Source organism: Candidatus Alistipes pullistercoris, from assembly GCF_027665465.1.
Lineage (GTDB): Bacteria > Bacteroidota > Bacteroidia > Bacteroidales > Rikenellaceae > Alistipes_A > Alistipes_A hominis.
On the sequence record NZ_JAQDED010000007.1, the window covers coordinates 52,737 to 66,669 of the forward strand.

Annotated in this window: 14 protein-coding genes and 2 tRNA genes; 6 read left to right on the forward strand and 10 right to left on the reverse strand. The window is 55.2% G+C overall.

Annotation, left to right across the window (positions count from 1 at the left end; all coding sequences use genetic code 11):
* Window positions 1-19: 19 nt before the first annotated feature.
* A complete protein-coding gene (locus PGR91_RS10225) occupies window positions 20-691 on the reverse strand; it encodes a LexA family transcriptional regulator (protein WP_055205424.1) in 672 nt (223 codons plus the stop codon).
* A 227-nt stretch (window positions 692-918) separates the two neighbouring features.
* On the opposite strand from PGR91_RS10225, the gene PGR91_RS10230 reads away from it, so the two are divergent.
* From PGR91_RS10230 to terL, 3 genes are all read left to right on the forward strand, one after another.
* On the forward strand, window positions 919-1,197 hold the full coding sequence (locus tag PGR91_RS10230) for a hypothetical protein (RefSeq protein WP_055205321.1): 279 nt from the start codon (window positions 919-921) through the stop codon (window positions 1,195-1,197).
* Between the two features lie 157 nt (window positions 1,198-1,354).
* Window positions 1,355-1,756: a hypothetical protein gene (locus PGR91_RS10235; RefSeq protein ID WP_147387405.1), complete on the forward strand. Its 402-nt coding sequence runs from the start codon at window positions 1,355-1,357 to the stop codon at window positions 1,754-1,756.
* Window positions 1,757-1,861: 105 nt separating this feature from the next.
* Entirely contained in the window at window positions 1,862-3,319 is a 1,458-nt protein-coding gene (terL, locus tag PGR91_RS10240; RefSeq protein ID WP_101572341.1) for a phage terminase large subunit, read from the forward strand.
* A gap of 157 nt (window positions 3,320-3,476) precedes the next feature.
* On the opposite strand, the gene PGR91_RS10245 is transcribed toward terL, so the two are convergent.
* The 4 genes from PGR91_RS10245 to PGR91_RS10260 form a co-directional block, all read right to left on the reverse strand.
* A complete protein-coding gene (locus PGR91_RS10245; RefSeq protein WP_055205318.1) occupies window positions 3,477-3,893 on the reverse strand; it encodes an ExbD/TolR family protein in 417 nt (138 codons plus the stop codon).
* 3 nt (window positions 3,894-3,896) lie between these two features.
* Entirely contained in the window at window positions 3,897-4,598 is a 702-nt protein-coding gene (locus PGR91_RS10250) for a MotA/TolQ/ExbB proton channel family protein (protein ID WP_055205317.1), read from the reverse strand.
* Between the two features lie 220 nt (window positions 4,599-4,818).
* A tRNA-Leu gene (locus tag PGR91_RS10255) sits at window positions 4,819-4,901 on the reverse strand.
* A 39-nt stretch (window positions 4,902-4,940) separates the two neighbouring features.
* Window positions 4,941-5,025: transfer RNA gene (locus PGR91_RS10260), tRNA-Leu, on the reverse strand.
* A 410-nt stretch (window positions 5,026-5,435) separates the two neighbouring features.
* Between PGR91_RS10260 and PGR91_RS10265 the strand changes: the two genes are divergently transcribed.
* The 3 genes from PGR91_RS10265 (at window position 5,436) to PGR91_RS10275 (ending at window position 7,120) form a co-directional block, all read left to right on the forward strand.
* Window positions 5,436-6,020 carry a 50S ribosomal protein L25/general stress protein Ctc gene (locus tag PGR91_RS10265; RefSeq protein WP_055205303.1) on the forward strand — a complete coding sequence of 195 codons (585 nt, stop codon included), beginning with the start codon at window positions 5,436-5,438 and terminating at the stop codon, window positions 6,018-6,020.
* A gap of 101 nt (window positions 6,021-6,121) precedes the next feature.
* On the forward strand, window positions 6,122-6,685 hold the full coding sequence (gene pth / locus PGR91_RS10270) for an aminoacyl-tRNA hydrolase (RefSeq protein WP_055205302.1): 564 nt from the start codon (window positions 6,122-6,124) through the stop codon (window positions 6,683-6,685).
* A 9-nt stretch (window positions 6,686-6,694) separates the two neighbouring features.
* Complete coding sequence (locus PGR91_RS10275) at window positions 6,695-7,120, forward strand: RNA-binding S4 domain-containing protein (protein ID WP_055205301.1); 426 nt, start codon at window positions 6,695-6,697, stop codon at window positions 7,118-7,120.
* Window positions 7,121-7,191: 71 nt separating this feature from the next.
* Here PGR91_RS10275 and tatC read toward each other — a convergent pair whose 3' ends face one another.
* The 5 genes from tatC to PGR91_RS10300 all read right to left on the reverse strand — a co-directional run bounded on the left by tatC (window position 7,192) and on the right by PGR91_RS10300 (window position 13,930).
* A complete protein-coding gene (gene tatC, locus PGR91_RS10280) occupies window positions 7,192-8,064 on the reverse strand; it encodes a twin-arginine translocase subunit TatC (protein ID WP_172970805.1) in 873 nt (290 codons plus the stop codon).
* Between the two features lie 87 nt (window positions 8,065-8,151).
* Window positions 8,152-8,397 carry a Sec-independent protein translocase subunit TatA/TatB gene (locus tag PGR91_RS10285; RefSeq protein ID WP_101572337.1) on the reverse strand — a complete coding sequence of 82 codons (246 nt, stop codon included), beginning with the start codon at window positions 8,395-8,397 and terminating at the stop codon, window positions 8,152-8,154.
* 252 nt (window positions 8,398-8,649) lie between these two features.
* Window positions 8,650-11,424, reverse strand: a complete 2,775-nt coding sequence (locus tag PGR91_RS10290; RefSeq protein ID WP_118656795.1) for a glycoside hydrolase family 78 protein — start codon at window positions 11,422-11,424, stop codon at window positions 8,650-8,652.
* A 38-nt stretch (window positions 11,425-11,462) separates the two neighbouring features.
* Entirely contained in the window at window positions 11,463-12,461 is a 999-nt protein-coding gene (locus PGR91_RS10295; RefSeq protein ID WP_118656793.1) for a diacylglycerol/lipid kinase family protein, read from the reverse strand.
* A 5-nt stretch (window positions 12,462-12,466) separates the two neighbouring features.
* Window positions 12,467-13,930: an aminoacyl-histidine dipeptidase gene (locus PGR91_RS10300; RefSeq protein ID WP_118656791.1), complete on the reverse strand. Its 1,464-nt coding sequence runs from the start codon at window positions 13,928-13,930 to the stop codon at window positions 12,467-12,469.
* Window positions 13,931-13,933: the final 3 nt, after the last annotated feature.

Consider the following 13,933-nt stretch of genomic DNA (forward strand, 5'->3'; position numbering starts at 1 on the left):
CGCTATAAATTTAGGTTAGTTACCGGATCGAGTTCATCCGTATGCTGGCTTTCACGAAAGCCAGCGCACGGATTCTGGATATTTCGACGTCCTTGTCGGCATGATGGACATTCTGGCTCACCAGTCTGACGCACCCCTCCTTGTCGGACTTCTGGATATATTTGACCGTAATGTACTCCTCGCCGTCGATGTCGATCGAAAGCAGGTACATATCGCCCCAGAAAATGTCGTTGATGTCGTTCAACTGCTTGTACAGCACGATATCGCCGCTTTTGAGCAACGGATACATGCTGTCGCCTACGACATAAATCGCCCCGTCGCACTTCGGCAGATTCGGAATGTGGATGTAATCCACCGGCTGCCGGGACGCCTTGTCCAGAAATAGCGGAACGAGGCCCGCCGTCCCCTCCACGTTGTACAGCGGCACGCTCTGCGATCCGACCGGGCGGTCGCTCCCCTTCAGGAAAGTCCGCTCGGGGAACTGCTCGTTGAACATGGCTCCCGTTCCGGATTCAAGCCATTCCGGATTGACATTCAATGTTTGAATCAAAATATTGCGGTTTCGTTCCGACAACGACGCCCTTCCGGTTTCGATCATCGACAACGCGCTTTTACCGATCCCTATGATACGGGCCATATCTTCTTGAGTCATCGACAATTCAGAGCGAATCATACGCAGCCGGTCGCACAAAATACGGATATCGTTATTTTTTTGCATTTTTTCAGGCAAAAATGTGTTTTATTAAAATATTGAACTTATATTTGTACTGCAAAGTTAAACAGTTTTACACGAAATTCAAATAGAAATTGATATAAAGACTATTACAAGCCTTCCAAATTCAAATCTTAGATTCAAAAATTGTATAATCCATTTCGAACCGTTCTTATTTAATCTTTGTATTCAAAACTGCAAGAATTATGATCACGATCACCAAACAAATTTACGAAGAAATTGCGGAACTTCTATTGGAAAAAATTCGGGAAAAAGATTTTTTTAACGGCACCGTCGAATACGACACCGACGAATTCTATTCCTCGCTGACCTGTACGCTGATCATTTGCCGCGCCCCGGAAACCGGAATCATCCTCTCGGTACTCCCGGTGTGGTGGAACTACGACATCGCCCTGATCGATGGGGAGCAGCAAAGCGATTTCAGTTGGAACACCCTGAACCGATTCCTCGAAAGCCGGTTCTAAACATCGGAGATCCTGCCTTATGAACATGACAGGTCCGGCGTACAGGTCCGGCGGGAAACGCATCCCGGTCGCGCGACCGCCCCGGCGCTCCGACCCGGAAACAAGTACGGGAAGCGCATCGGCGCCCGACGCGCTTCCCGGCACAAACCGAAAAACCATGACCGATTCCGAAAAAGCTTCCGTTTCGTCCGTTTCCGCAGGGGCTCCCGCCCCGGCCCGGCAGGAGAAGGCATCCTCCACGTTATACCCCAAAGCCCTGAAAAGCCTCGAAAAACGAATCCGGGGCTACCTGCTGAAAGAGGTCAAGACGACCTACGAATACGACGGAGACGGCAACAAACGAATCAAAAACGAAACGATCACCCGCAAGCAGGTCGCCCCCGACCTGGCGGCGATCACATTCGCGCTGTCGAACCTCGATCCGCAACGATGGTGCGCAAAATCCGCTGCCGACACGGGCAGTCCTCCGGACAACGACACTGCGGACGACGACCGTCCCGACCTGTCGGGACTGTCCGAACAGGCGCTCCGTGAAATTTCGGGATTGTCGGAACTCTGACGAACCGGTCGTACCCGTCCGAAATTTACTCCGGAGTACGACCGAATCCGACTCCGGTAAAATGGAAACCGCCCCCGTAACTTTTCGTCTTAACCATACCGATCTATGCTGCTTTCAAAACGACAGGCAGCGGCGGAACTCGCCCGCCGCTCGCTATGCGATTTCGCGCGGGTCTGCCAGCCGGCGATCCGCCTGACCCCGTTCCATCGCACTTACTACAATACGCTCGACCGCTTCGCGCACGGACAAATCCGCAGGCTGATCGTTTCGGTGCCGCCGCAACACGGCAAATCGCTCGGGTCGTCGGTGCTGCTGCCGGCTTACCTGCTGGGAATCGCACCGCAGACCCGAATCGCGCTGGCCTCGTACAACCTGCGGCTCGCGTCCCGCTTCAACCGCCGGGTACAACGTTTGATGAGCGAACCCGCCTACCGGGACGTTTTCCCCGCGACACGGCTCAAGACGTCCTCCGCAAAACAACCGAACGTGATCCGCACGAGCGACGAATTCGAACTGATCGGCGCTCCGGGCGGTCTGCTCAGCGTCGGGCGCGAAGGAGCGCTGACCGGCAACCCGGTCGACGTTTTCATCCTCGACGACCTATATAAAGACGCGGCCGAAGCCAATTCGCCGCTGATCCGCGACCATGCGTGGGAATGGTACAATGCGGTCGTCAAAACCCGGTTGCACAACGATTCGCGCGAACTGATCGTCTTCACGCGCTGGCACGAAGACGATCTGATCGGACGGATCGCCGCCCACGAACCGGTACTCGAACTGACCGCCTCCTCGGAATCTTATAACGGAAAAACGCAGGCGGAACAATGGCTGCACCTGAACTTCGAAGCCGTCAAACAAAGTCCCCCCACCCCTTCCGACCCGCGAAAGCCCGGCGAAGCGCTGTGGCCGGAACGCCACGGCATACGGTTACTGGAACAAAAACGCAGACTCGACCCGCTGCTGTTCGAGACAATGTACCAGGGACATCCCGCCGTACGCGAAGGACTGCTATACGGCGACAATTTCAAGACCTACGACCGCCTGCCGGAAGATACCGTCCGCCGGGCCAACTACACCGACACGGCCGATACCGGCGAGGACTACCTGTGCTCGGTCTGTTACGAGGTGGGGCGCGACGGTATCGTCTACATTACCGACGCGGTCTATTCGCCGCTCGGCATGGAGGAGACGGAGATCCTGGTAGCCGACATGCTGCTACGCAACGGCACCGTCGCAGCCCGCATCGAAAGCAACAACGGCGGCCGCGGATTCGCCCGCGAAGTAGCGAAACGATGCCGCGAAGTACGGGTCGAGTGGTTTCACCAGAGTCACAACAAGGAAGCCCGTATCCTGTCGAACGCCCCGGCCGTACTGAACCGCATTGCGATGCCGGCCGGATGGCAGATCCGCTGGCACGTCCTGTACGGCGACCTGGTCACCTTCCGGCGGCTGTTCCGCGCAAACCGGCGCGACGACGCGCCGGACGTGCTGACCGGCATCATCGAGACGGAAAGCGAAACCGCTTCGCGAAAAAATATCCGGGCCGTCGGATTCAGCCGGTAACGACCGGCGGGTCGGCACGACCGCCGGCAGTTATGCGACACAGAATCGCCGCGGCCGCCGCATCGCATGTTCCGTAAGAGACGGATCGCTGAACACAAAAACCCTCCGGGCGTTGCAAGAACGCCCGGAGAGTTTCATTCCGGCATCGATCATCCGGCTATTTTTTCTCAACAAACAGCAACATCTTCAACTGAAGCCTGTTCGCTATATCGATCAGATCTACGACCGGCTGTAGGTTCAGCGACATGTCGGCCTGCAGCAAGACGACATACTCGATCTCCGCATTCCCCTCTTTCTTGTTCTTGACCATCGAGGCCAGCGCCGGCTCGATCTCCTTGAACTCCACTTTCCGGTCGTCGATGAAATACTGACGGTCGGCCGTGACCGCCAGCATGATATTCTTTTTGGTAATCACCTTCTCGGCCGTGCTCGAATGCGGCAGCATCACCTTCAGCGCCACCGGCGTGACCATCGTGGAGATAATCAGGAAAAACAGCAGCAGGAAGAACATGATGTCGTTCAACGATGCCGTGTACACCTCGGCGAGCCTTGTTTTTCTGCGTTCGATTTTCATCGGTTACGGTTTAACGGCGTGATCCCGGTCGGCGCGGATCGCCTTCAGCGCTTCGTTGGCGACAACGTCCATCTGCAACACGATCTTGTCGATCCGGTTATTGAGCAGCGAATACCCCGAATAGGCAATGATCCCGACCAGCAGCCCGGTACCGGAGCAGATCATTTTTTCGTACAGACCGTTCGAAATCGTGGAAATATCCAGCACGCCGGACTTCGAAATGTCGTAGAAGATCCGGATCACCCCGAAAATCGTTCCCAAAAAACCCAGCATCGGCGCGACCGACGCGGTAATGGCGAGGTAATTCATCCCTTTTTCCATTTTGGAAATCTGCAAACGCGCCTGAATCTGCATCGACTCTTCGACGTCCTGCAAAGTCCGGTTGTCGTTTTTCAATCCCGCTGCGACCACCTTGAACGACGGGAAAGTCCGGCTCGCGGCAAATTGGCCGGCTTTATCGGAATCGCCGGCATAGATCAGTTTCAGCAGGTAGCCGAACGCCCGGCTGTCGTGCTTTCCGAGCTTGCGTAGCATGTACCATTTATCGGAAATAATGAAAATCGCCAAACCCGCCAGCAGGAAAATCGGGATCAGAATCAGCCCCCCCTTCATCAACAGGCTGAAATAACTCTCGCTATGAACCGCGGCGGCCGGCTCTGCCGGAAGGTTTGCGACGGCCTGCAAGAAAATACACAGTAAACCCATATTCGTTCGAATAAATTTATGGGACGACGACACGCACGACGCTCCGCAATCCCGCTATGACCTACAAAAATATATCTTTTCCCGGTTTCGGAATCACTTTTCGGAAATAAACTTCACCCGAGTCTCAAAAACGGGCAAAACGCCATCGGCCTGCGCCCGAATCCGGCGAACGATCGGAAATAAAAAACTCCTAAGTCCGAAAACTTAGGAGTTCAAACGGTGCCCAGGAAAGGACTCGAACCTTCACATCATCACTGACACTAGTACCTGAAACTAGCGCGTCTACCATTTCGCCACCTGGGCAATCCAATACCTCAAAAAACTCAAACCCTTCGGTTCCCGTGCCCAGAACAAGACTCGAACTTGCACGTCGTAAACCGACACTACCCCCTCAAAGTAGCGTGTCTACCAATTTCACCATCTGGGCTTATATCTTATTTACAACAGGAATAAAGTTCATTTAAAATTCAAAGGAAAGCTACAGAAAGAGAAAAATCTCACTTCTGCGGCATTTTCCTTCTACTAACCTAAAACTACTAACCTAAAATGAACCTAAAACTTCGTTGCAAAGATAAAACTTTTTTCCGAATCGTCCAAAACTTTTTTCCGTCTGGATCATTCTTTTGAGAACGCCCTTTACGTGTATCCCGTAAAAGTGCTGCAAAGGTAACCAAATTTGGAATAATCCAAAATATCAGGACATAATTTTTTCGATTTTTTTTATTTTCCCGTTATTAATCCTATCTTTGCGGCTGCAAAAGGCGCGATGGGGCGACAGAGTTCGAATCTCTCTTCTGTTTCTGAGTAGCGCCGGATAACACAAACACAATCAAAATTATGGAAACGATCAAAATCGCCGGCGTGAAACGTAACGCATTCGGCAAAAAAGAGAGCAAAGCCGTACGTAAAGAAGGCATGGTGCCGTGCGTAATCTACGGAAACGGGGAGACCATTCATTTCGCAGTGGAAACGCGTTCGCTAAGGCCGCTGATCTACACCCCGCAGTCGTACCTCGTGGAATTCGACATCGACGGCAAAAAAGAAGTAGGCGTAATGCGCGAAGTACAGTATCACCCGGTAACGGATAACGTGTTGCACGTGGATTTCTTCCATGTAATCCCCGGCAAACCGATCTCGATCGACGTTCCCGTGAAGTTGACAGGCAACTCGGAAGGCGTCAAACTGGGCGGTAAGCTGATCCTCAGCAAACGAAAAGTACGCATCAGCGCCACCATGGAGAACCTGCCCGACGAAATCGTCGTGGACGTAACCAAACTCGGCCTGGGCAAAAGCATTTTCGTGGGCGACCTGCAATACGACAACATCGCGATCCTGACCCCCGCGTCGACTGCGATCTGCGCCGTTAAGATGACGCGTGCCGCCAGAGGCGCCGCCGCATCCGAAGCTGCCGCAGCGAAGTAGGACGACCGCGGAACGACCGCGACGACCGACATACCGAAACGCCCTGTCGCGAAGCCCCTGTAAGGGAAGCGACAGGGCTTTTTTCCTAAAAATCCGACACATTGAAATATCTGATCGCAGGGCTCGGAAACATCGGAGCCGAATATACGGAAACCCGCCACAACATCGGGTTCAAAGTGGTGGACGCGCTGGCGAAAGCCGCCGGCGTAGCGTTCGAAACGGGCCGCTATGGATCGGTCGCCGAACTGAAATACAAAGGGCGCACCTTCATCCTGCTGAAACCGTCGACTTACATGAATCTCAGCGGGAAAGCCGTCGGCTACTGGCTGAAGACCGAAAAAATCCCGATCGAGAACCTGTTCGTCGTCGTAGACGACATCGCCCTGCCGTTCGGCACGCTCCGCATCCGCGGGAAAGGAAGCGACGGAGGACACAACGGACTGAAAAACATCGCGGAATCGCTCGGGCACAACAACTACGCCCGGCTGCGTTTCGGGATCGGCGGAGACTTTCCGAAAGGGTTTCAGGTGGACTACGTCCTCGGCACCTGGACAAAAGAGGAGGCCGACGCCCTGCCCGAACGGCTCGATATGGCCGGAGAGGTCATCCGGTCGTTCGCAACGGCCGGACTCGAACGAACGATGAACGCATTCAACAACAAATAAGACAAAACGATGGGCGAAGATTTCTCGGTAAGAGTTGACAAATGGCTGTGGGCCGTGCGGATCTTCAAGACCCGCAGCGATGCGGCGGATGCGTGCCGCACGAACCGGGTATTGATCAACGGAGCTTTCGTAAAGCCTTCGCGGGAGATCAAAGTCGGAGATACGGTGACCGTAAAGAAGATGCCGGTCACTTACACATACCGCGTCGCGGCGATGGTCTCTTCGCGGCAACCGGCCAAGAACGTGCCCGATTACGTCGAAAATCTAACGTCCCAGGCGGAACTGGACAAGTTGCACATCCCGAAACTGACCGTTTTCGTACAGCGCGACCGGGGAACCGGCCGCCCCACCAAACGCGAACGCCGGGAGATCGATTCGCTGATGGGAGAGATTTACCTCGACGACGATTCGGAAACGTCCGGCGATTCAGAATAATCTTTTTCCGGTATAACAAAAGAGGAACGCATCCCCATGCGCTCCTCTTCGTTATTTTATAACGAAAGCGGTTATTCTTCCAGGTCTTCCTGCGGCACGTCCACCGGATAACCGTTCGCAGCCTCCTCTTTCGCCTTTTTCCGTTCGACATGGCGGGCGAGGAATATACTCAGCTCGTACAGCGAATAGAGCGGCAGAATTACCAGCACCAGGCTGAACAGGTCGGGCGGCGTGATTACCGCCGAAACGATGGTCAGCAGGATGATCGCATGTCGGCGGTATTTTCGTAGGAAAGCGGCCGTCACGATACCCATCTGCGTCAGGTAATAGATCAGCAACGGCAGTTGGAACACTGCGGCGCACGCCACCGACACGGTCAGTACGGTAGTCAGGTACGAGCGCACGTCGATCATGTTCGTAATATCGGCGCTGGCCTGATAACCGGCGAAAAAATTGATCGACAGCGGAACGATCAGAAAATAGCCGAACAACAGTCCGCAAAAGAAGCACACCGAAACGTAGAACACGAACATCCGGCTTTTGTAACGTTCGTAGCTGGTCAGGGCCGGAGCCACGAAGCGCCAGATTTCCCACAGCAGGTAGGGAACCGCCAGTACGACGCCCGTCACCATCGACACCTGCATATGCAGGTTGAACTGCCCGCCGAGCGCCGTATTCACCATATTCAGTTTGATATGGTTGATACACAAGGTGTCGTCGCCGAACAGCCGGTGCGATAACTCGCACAGCCAGCGGTTGGTCGGAAAGTCGGGGGACTGAGGCCCCATCAGCACCATATCGATGATAAACTTCTTGGCGACGAATGCGACGATCATGATGATGAACAACGCCGAAAAACCACGCACCAAATGGGGACGCAAAGCATCGATATGTTCAAAAAAAGTCATCTCGTTATCGGATGACTTTTCCTGTTTATCGGTCATAATATTCAAACGGTTAGCATACGATACACATTCGCGGTTCCGTAGAACCGCGCAAAGGCCCGGGCCCCTGCCGTATCCTGCAAGATTCTAATTCTTGGTAGTCTCGTCGGTCGGTTTTGCAGCGGGCGCAGAGGGAGCCGTCGTCTCGTTCTTGGGAGTTTCGGCCGTATAATCCTTGTTAATAGCGTCCTTGAACTCCTTGATACCGCGTCCCATGCCACGCATCAGTTCGGGAATTTTCTTGCCACCGAAGAAAATAACGACCAGCGCCACGATCACTAAAAGCTGCCACGGCCCGATCACACCCATTATCAGCAAAGGTAAGTTAAGCATAATTTACATATTAGGTTTCACACTCAGGTTATTGCGGTCCGGGCCCCGATTCGCGTTTCCCGAAAGCCCGTTCGTCTTGCAAATATAACACAAAAAACAGATTTTTGTTGTTCGCAGGGCATTTATTTTAGCCTGTCCCCATTCCCGCGCATTCCGGTCGTTGCGCATTCGACCGTCCAAACGGAAAAGCCGGCTTACAAAAAACCCCGCCGTTCGATCGGGCGGGGTCTTTTGTTTTTTCGGTACGTAAGCTTATTTCCCGGCCAGGAAATCGAAAGTTCCCGATCCCGCTTCGACCACCACGAAACCGTCGGCCGCATTGACGGACTTCACCGCTGGATTCTGCAACAGCGGCTTGCCGCTTTCGGTGACCTTATCGGCCGATGCGGCCGGGATGCGGATGCTGGCCGTCGTATTGGCAGGAATTACGACTTTCCACGAAAGTCCGTTCTCACCCTTCTTCCAATTGCTTTCGATCGGGCCGTACAGCGATTCGTACGACGCGTTCACCCAATCGAGCCCGTCGGGGAAATAGGGAGCCATAACGATTTTCTTGAAACCGACCTGCTGCGGATCGCTCTTGATCCCGGCCAGGTTCTCGTAATACCACGTCATCAGGTCGCCCAGCAACATCACGTGGTTGCCCGAGTTCATCGCCGGATCGGCCGTATCGCCGTTCCACAATTCCCAGATCGTCGTGGCGCCCTTGTCGATCATATAACCCCAACTCGGATAGGTACGGTTCGTAGCGATCGTGTAAGCCAGGTCGCCCTTGCCGTGCTCGGTCAGGCCGCGCATCAGGAACTGGATTCCGATCAGGCCGGTGCTGACATGGCTGTCGAATTCGCCCTGGGTTTTTTCCACGATATTTTCGAACACCTTGCCCTGCAACGAATCGGGGGTCAGATCTTGCATCAGCGACAGAATGTTAGCCGTCACCGTGTTGTTGGCGTACTGACCGGTTTCGGCATTCAAGAACATCTGGTTATAAGCGCTCTTAATATTGGCGGCGAGCTCCTGGTAAGCCGGAATATCGGCCTCGTTGCCGCTGATTGCGGCGAATTTGCTCATAATGTTCAACAAACGGTAGTAGAAACTGGTCGCGAGCAGGCGGCCGTCGGTTTTGCGAGCCGGATCGGCCGAGTGGATCAGTTCCTGGCTTTCGGGAGGCATACACCAGTCGCCGTACACGTCGTTGATAACGACATTATCCTTCATCTGCGTGTCGCGGATGAAATCCATCCACTTTTTCATCGAAGCGTAATGCTCCTTGATCGGGCGGCTGTCGCCGTACTGGTTGTACAACATATCGGCCACGCAAATGTAAGCGGCGGGCCAGGTTACGTTGCCGGAGTGTTGGTCGAACGTCCAGAAAGCCGGAGCCACGTCGGGCACGCAACCGTTTTCGCTTTGGATCTGTTCGATATCCTTCAGCCACTTTTCGTAAAGCAGCGCATGACGGAACATGAAACTTTCGCCGATGCAACCCATCGCGCGGTCGCCGAGCCATCCCATACGCTCGTCGCGCTGCGGACAGTCGGTCGGCATACTGCGGTAATTGCCGCGAATACCCCAGAACGCATTGTGGTAAATCTGGTTGATCGTCGAATCGGACGACTCGAACGAACCGACCGTTTCCATCCGGTCGTAATTGACTTTCCCTTTGAAATTTTTCAACTCGGGCTTGTAGTTCAGTCCGGTAATCTCTACGAAACGGAACCCGTGATAGGTGAAACGGGGTTCCCAGCTAAACAGGCCGTCCGACGCAGGCGTATAGATGTCGGTCACGTGCGCGCCGCGCAGGTTGTCCATATACAGGCTGCCGTCGTCCTTCAGCGTTTCGGAGAAACGCATCTTGATCGGCTTGTCCTTCTGCCCTTTCAGCGTTACGGCCAGCCATCCGACCAGATTCTGCCCCATATCGACGATGTAGGTACTGTCGTTCAACTGGTTGATCGAAACCGGGTCCACCGTATCCATCGTCATGATGTTCGGATTGCGCTGAGCGACCAATTCGCCTCCCGGAGCGCCTACCTTCCGGGCCTGCATCCACGCGCTGTCGTCGAAGCCGTTTTCGTTCCAGCCCTTCATCTCATAATTGGCGTTATACTCCTCGCCGTCGAATTCGTTGTTGGCGATGATCGGGCCGTTGGTGGTCAGTTTCCAACTGTCGTCGCTGACTACGACCGTTTTCGAACCGTCTTTATAAGTGATTTCCAGTTGTGCCAGCAACTTCGGGTAGCCGAACTGACGCAGCGAACCGAGCAAACCGGCTGCAGGATCGCCCAGACGCATCGAGAAATAGCGCCCGTTGCCGAGGATCACCCCGATCGTATTCTGCTTGTCCTTCAGGAACTCCATCACGTCGAAAACGTTGTAGTTGACCGACTTCGTATAGTCGGTAGCCGTCGGTGCGAAGATGTCCTCGTTGATCTTGCGGCCGTTCAGGTAGCATTCGTAAAAGCCCAGTCCGCTAATGTATAAACGCGCCGAAGCGACGTTCCCTTCCACCGGGAATTCCTTGCGCAGGTAACGGGCGGCCAGACGGCTGTCGCCGGTCAGGCGATCCGTCGCGTTCAGCGAACTGTCGATCCCGATCCACTGCGCCTGCCAGTCGCCGTCATCGAGCAGCGCCATCGACCACTGCGCGGCATCGCTCCACAGCGAGTCGCCCTTATTGGTGGTAATCAGCACCTTCCAGTAGTAATCCTTGCGGGATTCGAGCTGAGATCCCGCGTAAGGAACGAACGTAGACTGGTCGGACGAAACGACGCCCGAATCCCACACCAGATTTTCCGCTTTGTCGAGATCGGTCTTCGTAGGAGCCACCATGATCCGATAGGAAGTCTGCATCACGTCGTCCTGATCGGATTCGATCCGCCATCCGAAACGGGGATGCTGCTCGTCGAGCCCGATAGGGTTCTCCTGCAACTCAACAGTCAAATCGACGACGCCCGCCGGTTTTTCACCGCAGCCCATAAAAAACAACGCCGCGCAAACCAGTGATAAAAGTTGATTTTTTTTCATTTTTGGTTTTGTTAAGGTTAGTTCGTAAAAATATCGTTTTATTTTTTATTTTCCAAAATTCTATCCGCAACGGACTTGCCGGCGCTTCCTTCTTCCAGGAAGCGTTTGGCCACGACCACCCGGACGGCGCGGTCGATGATCTCGAACTCGAACGGCGAATATCCGAGCGCTTCGCCGTCAACCTCCAGCGCGATCTCGGGCGACGACTCGATCCGGATGCGCCTTCCCCGGTTCAGGCTCGTCTTGTTCAACCTGTAAATTTTCCCGTTGAACAGCACCTTGAAATGGAACAGCACCGAGAGCCAGCTCATTTTGCGAATCACGGTCAGGTCGAACAACCCGTCGTCGGCCACGGCGTCCGGCGTTTGTAACATCCCGCCGCCGTTGTACCTGCCGATCCCGATCGTAGCGCTGTAAACCAAGTCGTTAACGACCAATTCATCGTCGACATACACCTTGACGCCGGTCGAAGAGTAGCGCAGCAGGGCTTTCAGCGTGCTCCACAGATACAGCCATTTACCCCGCTTCCCTTCCTCTTTCAGGTGGTTGTAACGACGGTTCACGACGGCGTCGAAGCCCACCCCGGCCACGTTGGCCATATAACGCTCCTGCTTGTAAGTCGCCTTGTGGTACGAAACCACGCCGACGTCCTGCAAAAAAGAGTGTCCTTCGACGATCGCCCGGATCGCTTCGGAATATTTGCGCGGAATCCCGAACATCCGGATCCAGTCGTTGCCGGTACCGACGGCGATCACGCCTACCAGCACCTCGGTCGTAGGAACCGCCTTTTGAATAAACAGGCCGTTGACCACCTCGTGGATCGTCCCGTCGCCGCCGACCACCATGATCTTGCGGAAACCGTTGTTGACCGCCTCGACGGCCAGTTCGATCGCATGGTACTTGCGTTCGGTGAACGCATACTCCGGCACGATGTGGTGATCGCGCAATAACTTGCTGATCAGCGGCCAGTCGCTCAGTCCCTTGCCGCTTCCGGCGACGGGATTGACGATGGCAAACCATTTATCGAACGTCTCCATAACCTTTACGATCTGAACGGTACATTGCGGAGCGTGGCCAGCAGATACTGCCAGAAACGGCCGACCGACGCGACGTTCACTTTTTCGTCGGGCGAATGCGGGTGCAGGATCGTCGGGCCGAACGAAATCATATCCAGCGCAGGGTAATTCGTACCGATGATCCCGCACTCCAGTCCGGCATGGATGGCCGTAACGACCGGTCGGCGACCGAACAGCGACTCGTACGACGCGATCATCGTATGCAGGATCGGCGAATCCGGATTCGGATTCCAGCCGTCGTAACCGCCCTCGAGCGCGACTTCTGCTCCCGCGAGTTCGAATACCCCGGCGATCCGGTCGCCCAGATCGGCCTTTTCGCTATCGAGCGAGCTGCGTAGCAGGCAGTGCACCAGAATCTCCCCGCTTCCGGCGGTGACCCGGGCCAGGTTGGACGAAGTCTGTACCAGCCCCGGCATCGACGGATTCATCCGGATTACGCCGTCGGGACATCCGCGTACGGCCCGGATCAATTGCCGTTGCGATTGCGGGTCGATCAGCGAATCGGGCCGCCGGGCATCCGTAATCCGAACGGTCACCGCATCGTCGACGCCCCGGAACTCCTCTTTCAACACCGATTCGAGACCGGCGGCCAGCGTCCGAAAAACATCCGAGACAGCGTCCGGAACGACAACCGTCGCCGTCGCCTCACGCGGAATGGCATTGCGCAGGCCGCCGCCGTCGACCGACGCCAACCGCAAGCCGCACTCCCGCTCGCACTTTCTCAACAGCCGGAACAAAATCCGATTCGCATTGCCGCGTCCCAGATGGATATCGATGCCCGAATGTCCACCTTTCAAACCGCCTACCGCAATCCAGAAAGCCTTATATCCTTCAGGAACAATATCTTCACGATACGTCATGCGCACCGAAGCATCCAAACCGCCAGCGCATCCGACATACAGTTCGCCCTCCGTCTCGGAATCCAGGTTAACCAGTATCTCGCCGTCGAGCATTCCGCCTTTCAGACCGCGGGCCCCGTCCATGCCGGTCTCCTCGGTCGCGGTGATCAGCGCTTCCAACGGCCCGTGCACGACGTCCTCAGACTCCATAACGGCCAAAATCGCAGCAACTCCGATCCCGTTGTCGGCTCCGAGCGTCGTTCCGTCGGCCCTTACCCATTCGCCGTCGACACGGACTTCGATGGGATCTTTCGTAAAATCGAACCGCTTGTCGCCGTTTTTCTGCGGAACCATGTCCATGTGCGCCTGCAGAATGATCCCCTTGCGGGACTCCATGCCCGGCGTAGCCGGTTTGCGCAGGATCACGTTCCCGGCATCGTCGACCGTACAGGCGATGCCGTGCGTCCGCGCTTCGGCGACCAGATACGCCCGAATCGCCTCCTCGTGCCGCGACGGACGCGGCACACGAGCGATCTCGGCGAATTTTTCCCACACCTCGCGGGGCGAAAGCCCATCCAGATTCGTATTCATAAA